At 38.2% G+C, this 16,122-nt stretch carries 12 protein-coding genes; 5 read left to right on the forward strand and 7 right to left on the reverse strand.

Annotated features, from left to right (window positions below):
• Positions 1-87: 87 nt before the first annotated feature.
• Positions 88-1,539 (reverse strand): catalase, encoded by a 1,452-nt coding sequence (locus AACV33_RS06170; RefSeq protein WP_182699213.1) that lies wholly within the window; start codon positions 1,537-1,539, stop codon positions 88-90.
• 58 nt (positions 1,540-1,597) lie between these two features.
• Entirely contained in the window at positions 1,598-2,470 is an 873-nt protein-coding gene (locus tag AACV33_RS06175; RefSeq protein WP_012551600.1) for a patatin-like phospholipase family protein, read from the reverse strand.
• A gap of 606 nt (positions 2,471-3,076) precedes the next feature.
• Here AACV33_RS06175 and gfa point away from each other — a divergent pair.
• Positions 3,077-3,640, forward strand: coding sequence for an S-(hydroxymethyl)glutathione synthase (gene gfa, locus AACV33_RS06180; protein WP_023602764.1), 564 nt, complete (start codon positions 3,077-3,079; stop codon positions 3,638-3,640).
• An 87-nt stretch (positions 3,641-3,727) separates the two neighbouring features.
• Here gfa and msrB read toward each other — a convergent pair whose 3' ends face one another.
• Positions 3,728-4,867 (reverse strand): peptide-methionine (R)-S-oxide reductase MsrB, encoded by a 1,140-nt coding sequence (msrB, locus tag AACV33_RS06185; protein WP_065612264.1) that lies wholly within the window; start codon positions 4,865-4,867, stop codon positions 3,728-3,730.
• 227 nt (positions 4,868-5,094) lie between these two features.
• On the opposite strand from msrB, the gene AACV33_RS06190 reads away from it, so the two are divergent.
• The 4 genes from AACV33_RS06190 (at position 5,095) to AACV33_RS06205 (ending at position 10,164) form a co-directional block, all read left to right on the forward strand.
• Complete coding sequence (locus AACV33_RS06190) at positions 5,095-6,201, forward strand: M20/M25/M40 family metallo-hydrolase (protein WP_065612265.1); 1,107 nt, start codon at positions 5,095-5,097, stop codon at positions 6,199-6,201.
• A 575-nt stretch (positions 6,202-6,776) separates the two neighbouring features.
• Entirely contained in the window at positions 6,777-8,003 is a 1,227-nt protein-coding gene (gltS, locus tag AACV33_RS06195) for a sodium/glutamate symporter (RefSeq protein ID WP_023602767.1), read from the forward strand.
• A gap of 194 nt (positions 8,004-8,197) precedes the next feature.
• Positions 8,198-9,370 (forward strand): alpha/beta hydrolase, encoded by a 1,173-nt coding sequence (locus AACV33_RS06200; RefSeq protein WP_182699214.1) that lies wholly within the window; start codon positions 8,198-8,200, stop codon positions 9,368-9,370.
• Positions 9,371-9,642: 272 nt separating this feature from the next.
• Positions 9,643-10,164: a cytochrome b gene (locus tag AACV33_RS06205; protein WP_017021035.1), complete on the forward strand. Its 522-nt coding sequence runs from the start codon at positions 9,643-9,645 to the stop codon at positions 10,162-10,164.
• Between the two features lie 117 nt (positions 10,165-10,281).
• Here the strand turns inward: AACV33_RS06205 and AACV33_RS06210 are convergent, their stop codons facing one another.
• The 4 genes from AACV33_RS06210 to AACV33_RS06225 all read right to left on the reverse strand — a co-directional run bounded on the left by AACV33_RS06210 (position 10,282) and on the right by AACV33_RS06225 (position 16,013).
• Positions 10,282-11,772 carry a DUF4832 domain-containing protein gene (locus AACV33_RS06210; protein ID WP_182699215.1) on the reverse strand — a complete coding sequence of 497 codons (1,491 nt, stop codon included), beginning with the start codon at positions 11,770-11,772 and terminating at the stop codon, positions 10,282-10,284.
• Between the two features lie 186 nt (positions 11,773-11,958).
• A complete protein-coding gene (locus AACV33_RS06215) occupies positions 11,959-13,266 on the reverse strand; it encodes an alpha/beta fold hydrolase (protein WP_182699216.1) in 1,308 nt (435 codons plus the stop codon).
• A gap of 57 nt (positions 13,267-13,323) precedes the next feature.
• A complete protein-coding gene (locus tag AACV33_RS06220; RefSeq protein WP_017021038.1) occupies positions 13,324-13,671 on the reverse strand; it encodes a RidA family protein in 348 nt (115 codons plus the stop codon).
• A gap of 356 nt (positions 13,672-14,027) precedes the next feature.
• Positions 14,028-16,013, reverse strand: a complete 1,986-nt coding sequence (locus AACV33_RS06225) for a replication initiator protein RctB domain-containing protein (RefSeq protein ID WP_017021039.1) — start codon at positions 16,011-16,013, stop codon at positions 14,028-14,030.
• Between the last annotated feature and the right edge of the window lie 109 nt (positions 16,014-16,122).

Below are 16,122 nucleotides of genomic sequence, written 5' to 3' on the forward strand. Positions count from 1 at the left end.
AAGTCTCTGTATATTTAAACAAAAAAGGCAGACAACGATTATCGTCATCTGCCTTAGGCATATTTACTTATTATAATTCGCGATTAATTACGAATTATATTCACTGATATCGAAACCAAGTAGTTTACCAATACCTTCACCGTACGCTGGATCAGCTTTATAACAATGAATTACGTGACGTAGTTGAATCTCTTTTGGCACACCATTTAAGTTACGCGCTGTGTTATCAAACAAAATCGCTTGTTTCTCAGCGGTCATTAGACGGAATAGATCACCCGGTTGTGAGAAGTAATCTTCATCTTCACGGTGATCCCAATGTGCTGCTGCGCCATCTAAATTTAGTGGTGGCTCAGAGAAATCTGGTTGCTCTGCCCATTGGCCTTCGTTATTTGGTTCATAACCTAATGTACTACCAAAGTTACCATCAACACGCATTGCACCATCACGGTGGTAACTATGTACAGGGCAACGAGGGGCGTTCACTGGGATGTGCTGGTGATTAACGCCTAAACGGTAACGTTGAGCATCGCCATACGCAAATAAACGACCTTGTAGCATTTTATCAGGAGAGAAGCTGATACCCGGAACCACGTTTGCAGGGTTAAACGCTGCTTGTTCTACTTCTGCGAAATAGTTTTGTGGGTTGCGGTTTAGCTCAAATTCACCCACTTCAATTAATGGGTAATCTTTGTGTGGCCATACTTTGGTTAAATCAAATGGATTGTAAGGTACTGTTGCCGCTTCTGCTTCTGGCATGATTTGTACTTTCAATGTCCATTTAGGGAAATCTTGGTTATCAATGCTGTCTAGTAAGTCACGTTGATGACTTTCACGATCATTACCGACTAATTCGCCCGCCTCTGCATCTGATAGGTTTTTAATGCCTTGTTGAGAGACAAAGTGGAATTTCACCCAATAACGTTCATTATCGCTATTGATGAAGCTGAATGTATGGCTACCAAAACCATGCATATGACGGTATGTCGCAGGAATACCACGGTCACTCATCACGATAGTTACTTGGTGCAGGGCTTCTGGTAATGACGTCCAGAAATCCCAGTTATTTTTCGCGCTTCGCATATTTGTGCGAGGATCACGTTTTACAGCGTGATTTAAATCAGGGAATTTCAATGGATCACGTAAGAAAAACACAGGAGTATTGTTACCCGCTAAATCCCAGTTACCTTCTTCAGTATAAAACTTCAGAGAGAAACCACGGATATCACGCTCAGCATCTGCCGCACCACGTTCACCCGCAACGGTAGAGAAACGCGCAAACATGTCTGTTTTTTTGCCAATGTCTGAAAATATTTTTGCTTTTGTGTATTTGGTAATATCATGAGTAACCGTAAACGTACCATAAGCACCTGAACCTTTTGCGTGCATACGACGCTCAGGAATAACTTCACGATCAAAATGCGCCAGTTTTTCTAAAAACCAAACATCTTGCAGAAGTTGAGGACCACGTTTACCCGCAGTTTGAACATTTTGGTTATGTGCAACAGGGCAACCTGCTGCTGTCGTTAATTTCTTACTCATTACTCATTCCTTAGTATTATTATAAAAGTACACAGTAAAGCGATTAATAGAGGTGGTGCTAAATACAAAAGTGACAATTTTCACTGTCTAACCCGAAAGTACCATCACGGCTAGACAAATGATGTAAACCGGCAGATACGCCCATTTCATACCCTGCAACCAGTGTAGGATATTTCATGGAAAGGCGCTTAACCGCAAAATCTTCTGGTGGTGCGATCACTCGAATCGTCGTTCCTTCTGGAGGGTTACGAATAAATTCCAGTGATTGATTATAATTTTCTGCTCGTACTAACATAGCTTGTGCTATTTGAGGGTATCGAGCTAATAACTTAGTCATTAACCAAGGTGATCGTGTTGGTTTCATTTCATAACTGAGTGGATGAGATAAAATGACCGTAATGTCTCTCGCCCCTCTTCGATACGCTTCTTTCACCGGAATAGAGTCCGCTACACCACCATCAGTATAACAACCACCAGAGAAACAAGGCGTCGACTTGTAGGCGATAGGAAGCGCAGTCGTTGCTTCTAATACGTCATCCACATTCTCTTTTTTTACTTGATAGTAATCCGCATTGCCGCTGTCAATATTGGTAACGGCAGCATACAAAGGAATAGAAGAAAACAAACGTTCAAAATCCAAAGGATGTCGTGTATTTGATTCATCAATTAACCATCGAACATCAACAAGATCACCTCCTCTCGCAAACCGAGGAAGATTAAAAAAGCGCTTATGAGTAGCAAGCTTGGTAATTACATGAAAGCTGCGTTGAGGATAATGTGCAAGGTAACCTAATAAATTAGACGCTCCCGCAGACACTCCAATAGCAAAATCATAAGGCATAAATTCATTTTTCATGAAGATATCCAGTACGCCGCTAGCAAAAATGCCACGCATTGCACCGCCTTCAACTACTAATGCACTCTTCGCCATCTCTTTACCCTTTAATAATCTATGGGTATAGAGTAACCATTAAAGAGAATAAGAGATAATCGCTTGTACTTATAGCTGTGATTTACAAAACCTATCAAAAACTAGATTAAAATCATGAATTCATTCATTACTCTCTCTATTGAGAAGTAAATATTGACCATTTAATTAAAAAAGCATATGAAACAATTAGTTAAAGGACGTTATATCTTAAGAAATAAATTACCTTTATTTGCTTCAATGCAAAGAAATAAACTTCATAGCAATCACTTCATTTCTCTTTATCAATCACTCTCTACAACCCAATCAACAAATTATCACAAATTAAAATAACATCAATATAAACAGCAAGTTAAGCAAAAACACAACGATATATTGTTACTAATTATTGGCTCAATTATAAATTAAAAACAAGATTATTACCTTACCGTAATAATGAATTACAGTTTATCTCATTGTGTCTAAAGAGATAAAGGCGAAAAATAGCGCCATCGTTTGAGCAATCAAATAACCAAAAGAACGACACAATTTAATAAGAGATTTTTTATGGCAACGAATTGCTTAAATAAAAAAATAACAAAAATTCTGACATTCATTAAGAGAAAAAATATGACTATTACAAAACTGCACCCTGCCATTGATAATGGTTTCTCAGCAACCGATGAGAACTTTCAAGGCGGAACATTACACTGCCAATGTAAAGAAAATAAAGTAGCAGTAAAACTAACGGCACAAACTGCACATAACCACGCTTGTGGCTGTTCTAAATGCTGGAAACCAGAAGGCGCGATTTTCTCTCAGGTTGCCGTAATTTCTCGTGATAACGTTGAAGTAATTGCTAACGCTGAAAAATTAGTTGTTATCGATGAAACAGCTACAATCAAACGTCATGCGTGTAAAGAGTGTGGAACTCATATGTACGGTCGTATTGATAACCAAGATCACCCATTCTTTGGTTTAGATTTCGTTCATACTGAATTGTCTGAAGATGCAGGTTTCTCTGCGCCACAATTCGCGGCATTTGTTTCATCGATTATCGAAACAGGTACTGATCCTAAAGACATGGATGCTATCCGTGCTCGCTTTGAAGCATTAGGCCTTCCAACTTACGATTGCCTATCTCCAGCGTTAATGGATGCCATTGCAACTCACATCGCAGCACAAAATAAATAAGATCGATCTTATTTTTATAACCACTAAATAAAAAATCCGGATCACCCACTGAATGATCCGGATTTTTATTACTATTTTCTGTATTTATTAATACTCAAATAATGGAAGATACTCTTCATAGCCTTCTTTCTCTAAATCTGATTTTGCGACAAAACGCATTGCAGCTGAGTTCATGCAGTAACGCAACCCCGTTGGTTTCGGTCCATCACTAAAAACATGCCCTAAATGTGAGTCTGCAAACTTACTGCGGATCTCGGTACGTTTACTGAATAAGGAAAAATCATCTTCTTCAGCAATATATGCTTTATTGATTGGCTTAGTAAAACTTGGCCATCCCGTGCCTGATTTGTATTTATCGGTTGATGAAAATAACGGCTCACCACTGACGATATCAACATAAATACCTTCGGCTTTATTATCCCAATATTTATTATTGAATGGGCGCTCGGTTCCTTCCTCTTGCGTTACGTAATATTGTTGGTCCGTCAGCATTTTTTTAATCTCAGAGTCTGATGGCTTGTTGTATGGCTTTACGCTTTGCGCCATTGTTTTCTCATCAATATATTGGCGTAATGTCTTTGGGTTCTCATTTCTATCTTCACCAAACACCGCATCTAAGTACTGATCACGTCCTGAGTTGTAACGGTAATACTTATAACGTACTGGATTATTTTTGTAATAATCTTGATGATAATCTTCTGCTGGCCAAAATTTCTCAAACTCAATTAGCTCTGTTGCTAATGGTTTTGGGTAAATTCCCGCCGCATTAATCGCATTCATGAACTCTTGAGCAATCACTTGCTGATCTTCATTATGGAAGAAAATTGCGGGACGATATTGTGGACCTCTATCCACAAATGAGCCTTTATTATCTGTCGGGTCCATGTGTCTAAATAGTTGATCGAGCACTTGCTCATAGCTAACGATCTTAGGATCAAACGTCACTTGAATTACTTCAATATGTCCAGACTTTCCTGATGACACTTGTTTGTAGGTAGGGTTTTCAAGTGAGCCTCCTGAATAACCTGAAACCACATCCACCACCCCATTTAACTTTTCTAAATCAGATTCCGTACACCAAAAACAGCCTCCCGCTAATGTTGCAACTTCGTAGTTTCCTTTCTTCAGCGTAGACATGTCTTCAGCGGTTGAAAAAAAACTGGTCATGACAGCAAAAAATGGAATAAACAGTAGTGCTATCGTTGTAATTTTTAATCGGTACTTCATAACAACCTCTTTATGGTTTCTTATTAATATAGTTATCAGAGTGATGTGAATCGAGAAAGTTGCAATTTATTATTAAATATTAATTCTGTGTTATAGCTTTTCGTTATTAAGATATAGCTCATACATATGGTAATGCTGTCGGGCTTTTTATTGATTCAGTGCATCTTTTTTCACACTTTCTTTGGGTAGAGTGGTTTTATATTTCCTTTCAATATAGAAGAAAAATCATGACTCAAGTGAATCAAGAGCGTTTAATTAATCACTTTCTAGATATTGTTCAAATCGACAGTGAATCAAAAAATGAAAAAGCGATTGCAGAAGCACTTGCAGAACAACTAGGTGGACTAGGCTTTACCGTTACTAAATTACCCGTGCCTGAACACGTATCAAACGGCTTTAATATTTACGCAAGATTAGAAGGCGAGTTAGAGGGCAGCATTGTATTTAGCTCTCACATGGACACAGTAACTCCGGGTAATGGCATTGAACCTATTATTGAAGATGGCGTTATCCGCTCTAAAGGCAACACCGTTCTTGGTGGTGATGATAAATCGGGTATCTCTGCGGTAATAGAAGCAGTACGTGTTATTAAAGAAAATAACCACGCCCACAAAACGATTGAACTTGCGTTTACGGTTTATGAAGAAGGTGGCTTACACGGGTCTAAAAACTACGATATGAGCTACATTCAATCTAATCACGCTATCGTATTAGATTCAGGCGGTCCTATCGGTACTATTATTACCTCAGCGCCCGGACAACAGAATTTAAAAGTAACCATTACGGGTCGTCCTGCACACGCAGGTTTAGCACCTGAAGAAGGGATCAATGCATTAACCGTTGCCGCTGATGCAATTACAAACATGACACTTGCACGTATTGACGAAGAAACGACAGCTAACATTGGCGTGGTTCGTGGTGGTCAAGCGACAAACATCGTTATGCCAGAACTGTACATTGAAGGTGAAGCGCGATCTCTTGATGATGTGAAACTGGCAAAACAAGTTGAGCACATGGAGTCAACGTTCAAAGCAGCGGCTGAAAAGCACGAAGCTCAAATCGAGATTATCTCAACGCGTGCTTATAACGCTTACAAAATTTCAGACGACAATGCACACGTTGCAAGCATTAAAGAAGCATTTGAAAGCATCAACATTAACCCATTCACTAAATCTACTGGTGGCGGCTCTGATGCGAACGTATTTAATGAAAAAGGCTTAACAACAGTAAACCTTTCTACTGGTATGTCTAAAGTTCATACTACGGAAGAGTTTATTAAAGTCTCTGATATGGTTGATATTACTCGTTTCTTAACGGCGTATTTAACTCGTTAATTACCGACGTTGATTGATACATAAATGGAAGAGCGACTCCAACTGAGAGTCGCTCTTTTTTTGCTGAGATTACCTGAGAAAAAGAAAGTGAAAAATCCCGTTAAAAATGAGAAGCCAACGGTAGATTGTTTTCTAAAATCCCTTATTATTAATAAATAACAATAGTGAAAAAACTTTTATTATTGCGTCTAAAAAACAAGTAAACGGTTACATCTAGCGGTCATTATCATTGATATTTCAATAAGGTGGGTGCAACATGAACATACCAAAAACAACAATCCTCTACGTCATCGCGTTTGTTTTTATCAGTATCATAAGCTTTAGGGTCTATATGATTAAACAACAATTAATCCAGATAAATGAACACGTCCCTACCCAATCAGAAGCAACCCATATCTATGACTATTTACTCTTGAATCAACGTTAATGCATTTATTCATTGAGCGATGATTACGATTAAAAGAACAAGATAAAAATTAGAAACAGTTCACGGAATTAACTTACAGAATAAAAGCCGTTATCAAACCAAGTTATGATAAATCTTTCCAATATTTTCATATATTAAAGGATGATTTATGAACTTCGTTGACGGTGTGTTACACATCGAGTCATTTCTAGCCATTACACTTGGGATAATTGTTCTTTTCTTAGGTCGTCGATTAACACAGATGAGCTATTGGCTAAAAGAATTCAGCATTCCAGAACCCGTCTCTGGTGGCATTCTTGTTTCTGTTCTTTTCGCTGTTCTTCATTACGTAACACAGGTTGATGTCTCTTTTGATTTAGCTACTCGTGATCTCCTATTAGTTTACTTCTTCACGACTATTGGCATTAACGCCAGTCTTAAAGATCTCTTTAAAGGCGGTAAACCGCTCATTATTTTATTGAGCATTACCATTGGCTATATGTTCATTCAAAATCTCACCGGCATAGGGTTTGCTTTATTGCTTGATCAACCTGCCGTTTTTGGTTTGTTAAGTGGCTCAGTCTCTTTAATTGGGGGTCATGGAACCGCTATCGCATGGGCGCCAAAGATTGGGGAGCAGTTCGATTTAAACACCGCCATGGAGATAGGTATTGCAAGCGCCACCTTTGGGTTAATTCTTGCCAGTTTAATGGGGGGGCCAATCGCAAAATATTTAATTAATAAACACAACTTAAAAGCCGTTGAAGGTGAGAAAGTGGATGTCGGTACTCAGCAAGACTCCAAACAAACTCGCATTACGTCTTATGATTTTCTAGACGCCATGCTTGCTATCCACATCTGTATTATATTAGGCGCAATTTTAAATGAAGTGGTGTCTGGATTTGGGTTAGATCTTCCTCTGTTTGTGAGCTGTTTGTTTGCCGGTATTTTAATTTCTAATCTAATACCCTCTTCTTACCCTCGCTTAACCGGTACTCGTTGGCCTTCTCGTAAGCCAGCAGTCGCTTTGATTGCAGATATGGCCTTAGGCGCATTTTTATCAATGTCTTTAATGAGTATGCAATTATGGGCGTTAGTGGATTTAGCGGGGCCTATCTTTATTATTTTGGCAGCTCAATTCTTTATTGCGATATGTATTGCCATCTTTGTTGTCTTTCCTCTTATGGGGAAAACGTACGATGCAGCGGTGGTTTGTGCAGGATTTGGAGGGATATCTCTAGGCTCTACTCCAACCGCCATGGCAAATATGTCAGCAGTGGCACAAAAATACGGTAATTCACATCAAGCATTTATTATTGTGCCTTTAGTCTGTGCCTTTTTTATCGATCTAGCTAACGCGCTGATTATTCCTTATTTTATTGGAATCGTCGGATAACACCCCTCCTTCCAATCATCTTTTCATATAAAAATAGTCCGATCTAGCATCGGGCTATTTTTTACACTTAAACACGAGCCTTAGTGATAGCAGAAGCTTCTCGACTAACGACATTCATGATAGCTGTTCACGCTTTATTCATTCTCTCTATATTATGCTAATCTCATCTTATTATCGTTCAACAGGTCATTCACGTGATTTCATCGTTATTTTCTCGCTTTGCGTTCATTGGTTCTCTGACAATATTAGGCGCGTGCAGCCAATCCACCACTGATGCCAATTATCTTGCATCAGAGTCGCTACCTAACTATTCACAAACCAGTTTTCAACAATACATCGATGAAACCAAATTATGGTTAGCAGATCACCGTGTGTTTAAAAGTGATGATATTGAAAAAGAGTTAATGGTGAATTTACCTTTTGAAATAAAGCCAAATAAACCTAACGGAAAAGGCGTGCTTTTAGTTCATGGTTTAGGCGACTCTCCTTTTTCATTTATTGATGTTGCTCAGCACCTAGCGGATAAAGGCTATTTAGTCCGCTCAATATTACTTCCTGGGCATGGCAGTAAGGTCGCAGATCTCATGCTGCCGAGTTTAGAAGACTGGCAAAATGTCGTTCATCACCATACCCAATTACTTAAAGCTCAAACAGATGAAGTGTGGCTTGGTGGTTATTCTACAGGGGCCAACCTTGTTACTTCTGAAGCTCTGAAAGACGATGATATCTCTGGATTACTTTTGTTTTCTCCGGCGTTTAAACCGGGCTCATCAACTGTAAAATTTGCAAAAATCGCAAGCTATTTTATGACATGGGCAGATCAAGATCCTGAAACTAACCCTATCCGTTATAACTCACTCCCTATGCACGGTGCTGCGGTTTATTATGATACGGCGAAAATTGTCCAACAGGATCTTAAGGATAAAAACTACACCAAACCTGTCTTTATGATAACCAGTGAAGGCGACAGAGTCATTGATACAAAATTTGCCACTACCGTATTTGAAACCCAATTCACGAATGCTAAAAATCACTTAGTGTGGCAAGGTGAAAATGTATTCCCTGCCACTAATGCCACTACATTTAGCATGAACCGTCCAGATTTGAAAATAGTCGATGGATCTCATATGGGGCTATTATTTTCACCCAATAATCCTGAATATGGCAAAAAAGGAGTTGTACGAATTTGCAGTAATGGGCAGACAGAAGAGCAAGAACTGGCCTGTGAAGAAGGTGCTGATGTGTGGTTTTCATCTTACGGAATAAGAGAAGAAGGTAAGATTTTTGCGCGCTTAACTTATAACCCTTATTTTGAACAAAGCATGGAAATTTTAGACTCAGTGATGAACGTCTCTGCCTCCAATTAATCACAAGTGACATTCAACACAAGTCAACACTGTCACTAAGCACCATAATGTGTACTATTCTTTATTTATCTAATAGCGCAATTGATGAGTTGATTATGGTAAAGCATTTTGTGTATTTCAATTTAGCGCATTAACTCAACGTTGGGTTCATTACTTTACTTCATCAACATTTAACTATTAAACGCACATAAAAGAGTAATAACCATCGTATTCATTCTAGGTTCATATTGCATACTTTATGGTGTTTTTTTACTCTGTCGCTAAGGTTTCTTATGACTCGCTATTCTCGACAACAGATTATATTCCACTGGCTTAGCCTTCTTCTTATTACCATTACTTATGCAGCAATAGAAATGAAAGGCTTAGTCCCTAAAAGTAGCCCATGGCATGATTATCTAAAATTGATTCATTTCAATGCAGGTTGCTTAGTATTTATAACGATGCTGATTCGTCTTATTTTACGAAAATATAATGAAGCTCCAGCGATTACTCCTACGCCACCTCAATGGCAGTTAAGGTTATCGACTCTCGTCCATAAATTGATGTATGCCAGCTTCATTCTACTACCAATACTAGGCATCATCGTGCTTACTGTTGCAGGTAAACAATGGGCGTTATTTGGTGTCCATATTCCAGAGATAATGGTACCTGACAAAGTCACTGCTAAATCGATTAAAGAAATACATGAAACAATTGCAAATATTGGGTACTTCCTCATTGCACTGCATGCAGGGGCTGCAATTTACCACCACCATATTGTAAAAGATGACACACTCAAACGTATGTTGCCTTAATCAATAAACGACACACCTCACTTTAAAAAATAGCGCCGTATTCTCATGGGATACGGCGCTATTTTTGTGGTGGAATAAACATGACTCAATAAAAGTCATACTTATAAATCCCCCTAATTAATGGACTGTAATCGTTGAGATCGAATACCAATTATTAATCTGTGGCATATCAATCGCTAACTTAATTTTTGCATCACCATTATCATTAATCAAAGCAACTTGCAGATCATAAACCCCTGCTTTATCTGGCACGGTAATATCATCTTTAATATCAATCACTGATGCCGTTCCTTTTCTTGTTTCTGCTGGCAACCAATCTAAGACATTTCTAGAGGTATCTTGCTGCCTCTCTAAAGTTCCTGATGAATCAACAAAACGATACGCTAATTGATAAGGATAATATGAAGGAGCTACCCCTGTGTTTTTCCATTCCGCGTGAATTTGAATAACGTCACCAACACGCGCTTCTTTAGGGTGAGTAAATGAATTCAATTCAAATCGATAACCTAATTTTTTAAGGACTTCTTGTACTGCTGGTTGATACTCATCAGGAATCGCGTGTGATTTAGCATTAATTAATGAGGCATGATGATCGAGAGCATAATCAAAGACATCGGTAACATCCGTAGAAGTGTATGAATGCTGAGTTTGCCAAACCGTCATATCATCACAAGTTTCAAATTGAACAGGTGCTCGTTTCCAAATACCTCGAACTTGAGAACCATTTCTTTCCGCGTTATCTAATGCTTCTGGATACCCCTCATCCATGTGACTCCATGAATCCGAGAAATAGCCGTACTTATCGCCTAAACAGTCTGCTCGCCAACCTGAAGGGTTTGCACTATTCGTTGCTTGAGCTAAAAATGTCTCGTTTACATTGGATGAACCAATCAACATGACAGTAGGTACTTTTGTAAACGCCGTTTGAAACATAGAGGCATACTTCGAAAATTGAGAGAAATCGCGAAATAAACCGTCTTCATTTTGTGCATATAACCCTAATGTCCCATTGCCTGGGTAAGCATCTTCAAGGTTCCATTCACCCCAAGAGCCAACCATTCCAATATCGATACTGGTAATGACATTCGGATCATCAAACTTACTGCCTAATTCTGTAATCAACTTCTCTGCGGCCATTAAGAACACGGATTCAGTATAATCAGGAACTAAAGGACCATTTGGAGAAGTAACAACCGATATTTTAGACAGTAACCAATCTGGTAATTTGCTTGCGTCTGCTCCATATCCTGTGTTTTCCATAGCCACAATACGTAAGGCTAGTTTTTTATTAGCCGAAGTCGCTTTATCAACAACACTCTGAATCGCCGTGAAATCAAACGAATCGGCATCTGTTGGCTGAATATCAGACCAATCCCACCGATAATAAACCGTGCTGGTTTCGGGATAAGAAGGCACCGGTTTCCATTGATTGTCTTTAATCGATATTGAATGAAAATCAGTAAAGCCAATGTCTGGATTAACTAAAATAGCATTGCTTATTTTAGGATAAATGGTAATTGTTTCAGAAGAACTTGAGTCATCAGAATCAGAGCCACAACCGACCAATAAAAAAGACAACATAAGAGGAGAATACTTTAAAAAAAACATTGAAAATCCAAATAAATAAACCGCAATGAGTGTAAGGAAATAAAGTAAATGACTGTTAGAATAATGTCAGAGGAAATGTAATTCTTACTTGTGAAATGATGTTAAGTGAGTAGATAACCCCTTGTAGAAAGAGACAATCAGAAGCATGATCAAGGTATCATGCTTCTGGATCATCAAACTGACCATTTATTGAATTGCTTTAATATCCTTAGCAATAGTGATCAACGTTGATAAGATCGTTTCACCGTCCACTCGAAGAGCATTATGTTCATATTCGCTTGTCATCCATGCTTTGGCATTTGGCATCAATTGTAAGGTTTCACGAGAAAAATCAAATTCAACAAACATGTCATTCACATAAGCTGCTGCCGCTACCGGTACTGTATTTTTAGCTAACTGCTCAGGATCATACAATGTAGGCCAATCAGATTTACTTGCTAAAAGCTCTGCAGCCTCTTTTAAAGGTTTTAATGTCTCAAGTTGATCAAACATCCATGGATAGACCATCTCACCAGTAAAACGTAATGGAGAGCCTTCTTGATAGTTAAATTGAGGGTAGCTTGCTCTCACACGGTGTGCAGACCAATTGGATGCAAAATTCTGACAATAAATAGATTCATGTAAAATGGCATAAAGTGGATTCGTTAAATAATTTTGCTGTGCTAACACATAATTTAAGAACCCATAACTCAACTCAGGTTTACCATTAATATCAACAAATGCACTTTCTAATTGAAAATACAGATCTTCTGCTCCACCAGACACACCAAAACAGATCCCCATTTGTTGGAATTGCTCTACAGTGAAGATCTGGTTATTTGGTAAACGTACCTGATTATTCAATAAATAATGTGCGATTTGATCACATTTACATTGAGCTTGTGGAAAACGGGCAAAAAATTCATTATTTTTATCTTGAGTTCGTTTGTATGTTGCATAATAAACATCATCAACCGGACGAGAAATAGACGGGATCCCTCCTGTAATATATGAGCACAATAAGCTATCAGGAAACAGAGACAGGTAAGTCAGAGAGCAAAACCCACCAAAACTTTGACCGATGATTGCCCATTTATCAATATTAAAATGCTGACGAATCGCTTCTGCATCACGGACAATATTATCAGCTCTAAAATGGCTTAAATATTCCGCCTGTTGTGATGACGTTAAATGTTCAATTGTTTGAATCGTGACCGGCGAGCTTAATCCGGTCCCTCGTTGATCCAATAAGATCACTCGATATTCTTCTAATGCTCTTTTCAACCACCCCGAATGACTCGTTGGCCTCATGGCTGGAAATCCTGGACCACCTTGAAAATACACCAAATAAGGAAGATCCCGATCAACGTTATCTATTCTTACCAATTCACGAGCAAATACGGAAAGATGATCAAGTGTATTCCGTTGATCGTTATAATCGACAGGCAATGAAAAATAATGGGATTGGTGTTTAACACCATCAAGAAAAAAAGGAATTTCAGAATGTGTAAGCATGACATGTCCTTATATCAATACTTACCTAACAGATTGTTAAGTAAGTATAATTTTTATTTACTTTTCAGCCGCAACCACTGATATTTCAACTAATAATGCATCACGAGCCATACTCGCCTCTACGCAAGCACGCGCAGGAGCATGGCCTTCAGGAACCCATGCATCCCAAACAGCATTCATTTCAGCAAAATCTGCCATATTTTTAATGTAGATCGTAGCTGAGAGCATGTGTTCGCGAGAGCTGCCAGATTGGGTTAGCAATAGATCCACTTTATCAAGCATCGTTTGTGTTTGTTCTGCAATACCTTGCGTCGCATCAGCACATACCTGACCACAAAGGTAAATGGTTCCGTTATGTTTCACAATACGGCTCATGCGTTGCTTTGTTTCTTGGCGTTCAATCATATTTTACTCTATTTGGGTAAATTTATAGGGTGTTAACACAGAGATACAGTGTAATAAAAATTAAGAAAAAAGACGAGTACATAATCTAAATGATTGATTTTATAATGGAAGAATGATCATGGTTCGGTAGGATACGGGCGATGTGAAAAGGATTTTACGACAGATAAAAAAACGGCGAGCACTAAGCTCGCCAATACCGTTATTAAAGCAATAACCGTAAGATGTGTAACAATATGAGCCAATCTTTCGATTGGTTAAAGGACAAAGGTTGTCTATTCGAGAGTTATATTACCTTTTGGCCTTTTTACTTTGTCATCGTTGTGTCAGCGAATAACATAGAACTGTCAAAGTTTTGGCTACCCTACCATTTCATCTAATGCACGTAATACATCTTGATCATAGTTCTGAGAAAACACCAATTTACAGATCTTACGCCTAACCGCTAAACCCGCAATTAAGTTCTCAATCGAAAGATGTCTTCCATGATCTTGCTTATTATAAAACTCAATGGTTTTACTGAGTGTTTCATAAGGCAAGATCTCACCGCTAACTTTAATATAATCAAGCTTCTCTTGAAGCTCCTTACATTCTTCAGAAATAGATGCAGCACTGTGTCCTGTCATAGCAGACAAAGCCGTTATACTGCGTTCTAGCGCTTCTTCTGACGTATATTTTGTTAACGTTATCGTTAATTCATCTGCATTAATTTCAGCAGAGTGCTTACGTAATTTAACACGGCGGCCTAATCGACCAGATTTATTCGGGGTATTTCGTTTAATAGGTTCAAACTCACCATCAATGATCGTGGAAAGCTGATCAAGGGCTTGTTTTGGCATGATCTCGTTACGTAACGGGTTTGGCATCGTTGGCGCCATGTTACGTTTTCCTGCATTTGTCGTTCGAGCACGGGAAAAACGGATCACTTCTTCAGGATCACATCGTATATCAACTTGGTAATCAGGCAATTTATCTGAAGGATCCAGCATAGTGATCGTCAAATGATAGCCCCATAAATTAACAATAAATAACTCATCCGTTACTTTATCTTTTGCTAATTTTTTTAATTCACGAATAAGATCTAACGAGAAACGTCTCCAATCGACGTTACGAGCGAGTTTTTGGTTTATCTCACTCAGGAGTAGGTTGTCTGTCATTCTACGAGCCAGACGGCTTCTGAAGAAGCTATAGAGCTGAAAGACCAACGTATGTTGCTTTAGAATCTCTGGTGGAAACAAAAAGAAGTAATCTTTGGTTAATAATTCATCATAAAATGACGGTTCCCATACCAAGATATACAAATTAGGTTTGATCTTAATCTCACCGTCTTTGCCTTCTTTTGGTGCTTCATCTGAGGCTGTAATTGTTCTAGCTAAAAATCTAAAACGATCACTTTTAAAGCCTTTTGGCATATTTTCACTTAACCAACGTCCTGTTAATTCATGAAGTTGGAAATCAGTAAATTCAATTCGATCAATACTTTCACGAATAGAATCACGTGCTGGTCCTGAATCTTTCTTACCACGTAATGTTAGAATATCAGTGATGTAGATTGGGGTTTTATTCCCCATCGTTTTGGTTTGAATATGGTAATCATCTTGATGATGATCATGATACTGAACGGTCAATGTAAATAACGCAAATAAAGTCATTAGATCATCAACAGTCATTATGTTTTTCGATGATCTTGTTTCAATGATCGCTTTCGTACCAGAGATAGCTACCATCGCTTTTTGATAATTTTTACGTGTTCTAGGTGGTGCTAATGCTTGATCTATTATCCCTGCCCAATTTGTTGGAGAAACTACAAACTGATCGGCTTCATCACGCATACTTGGAGGTACACCTAATCCATGTTCTGTTAAGAATTGACGATTAACTTGAGTTTGAGCTAGGGCTTTAGAACGTTTTTGCTTTTCTTGTTCTTGGCTTTGTTCTGATCTTAAGCTGGTAATACCGAGTATAGAAATTAATTGAGAAGGATTAATAAATCGGTGCAGCATTGTTTTTCCAGCAAGTCCTTCTTCAAAACGTACTGGTGATTGTTCGAATAAACCGATACTAACTGCTGTTCTTAGTCGTTGTTGAATTGCAGCTCTGGTTAAGTGACCATCTGTTGTTTGAATAATTTCAGTTGTTGAAACTAAACCATCAGGCGAAGAAAAACCTTTTAGAGAAATGAGATTCATTAATTCTAAAATACTTTTAGTTACCCCTTTAAAATGTTGATATTGGGTAATCCAATCTACAAGATTTGCAGGGATCTCAAATAAATGGCCGCCTTTGTGATCTCTAGGCAGAGGTATGTAGATCTTTTCTTTTTCAGAGGTTTTTATATGATTCATTTTCAACTGACATTCATTGTATTTTCATCATTGTTTCGTATAGGTTAATGGAATTGGATCTTTAAAGAAAGAAAAAAATTATTATTCTTTTAAACTGATCTTTATGATT

This window comes from Aliivibrio sp. SR45-2, assembly GCF_963890165.1.
Taxonomy (GTDB): Bacteria; Pseudomonadota; Gammaproteobacteria; order Enterobacterales; family Vibrionaceae; genus Aliivibrio; species Aliivibrio salmonicida.

What these genes read in the sequence shown, in the direction of transcription:
- AACV33_RS06170 (WP_182699213.1), bottom strand. Translation starts at nt 1,539, where the DNA reads ATGAGTAAGAAATTAACGACAGCAGCAGGTTGCCCTGTTGCACATAAC.
- AACV33_RS06175 (WP_012551600.1), bottom strand. Translation starts at nt 2,470, where the DNA reads ATGGCGAAGAGTGCATTAGTAGTTGAAGGCGGTGCAATGCGTGGCATT.
- gfa (WP_023602764.1), top strand. Translation starts at nt 3,077, where the DNA reads ATGACTATTACAAAACTGCACCCTGCCATTGATAATGGTTTCTCAGCA.
- msrB (WP_065612264.1), bottom strand. Translation starts at nt 4,867, where the DNA reads ATGAAGTACCGATTAAAAATTACAACGATAGCACTACTGTTTATTCCA.
- AACV33_RS06190 (WP_065612265.1), top strand. Translation starts at nt 5,095, where the DNA reads ATGACTCAAGTGAATCAAGAGCGTTTAATTAATCACTTTCTAGATATT.
- gltS (WP_023602767.1), top strand. Translation starts at nt 6,777, where the DNA reads ATGAACTTCGTTGACGGTGTGTTACACATCGAGTCATTTCTAGCCATT.
- AACV33_RS06205 (WP_017021035.1), top strand. Translation starts at nt 9,643, where the DNA reads ATGACTCGCTATTCTCGACAACAGATTATATTCCACTGGCTTAGCCTT.
- AACV33_RS06210 (WP_182699215.1), bottom strand. Translation starts at nt 11,772, where the DNA reads ATGTTTTTTTTAAAGTATTCTCCTCTTATGTTGTCTTTTTTATTGGTC.
- AACV33_RS06215 (WP_182699216.1), bottom strand. Translation starts at nt 13,266, where the DNA reads ATGCTTACACATTCTGAAATTCCTTTTTTTCTTGATGGTGTTAAACAC.
- AACV33_RS06220 (WP_017021038.1), bottom strand. Translation starts at nt 13,671, where the DNA reads ATGATTGAACGCCAAGAAACAAAGCAACGCATGAGCCGTATTGTGAAA.
- AACV33_RS06225 (WP_017021039.1), bottom strand. Translation starts at nt 16,013, where the DNA reads ATGAATCATATAAAAACCTCTGAAAAAGAAAAGATCTACATACCTCTG.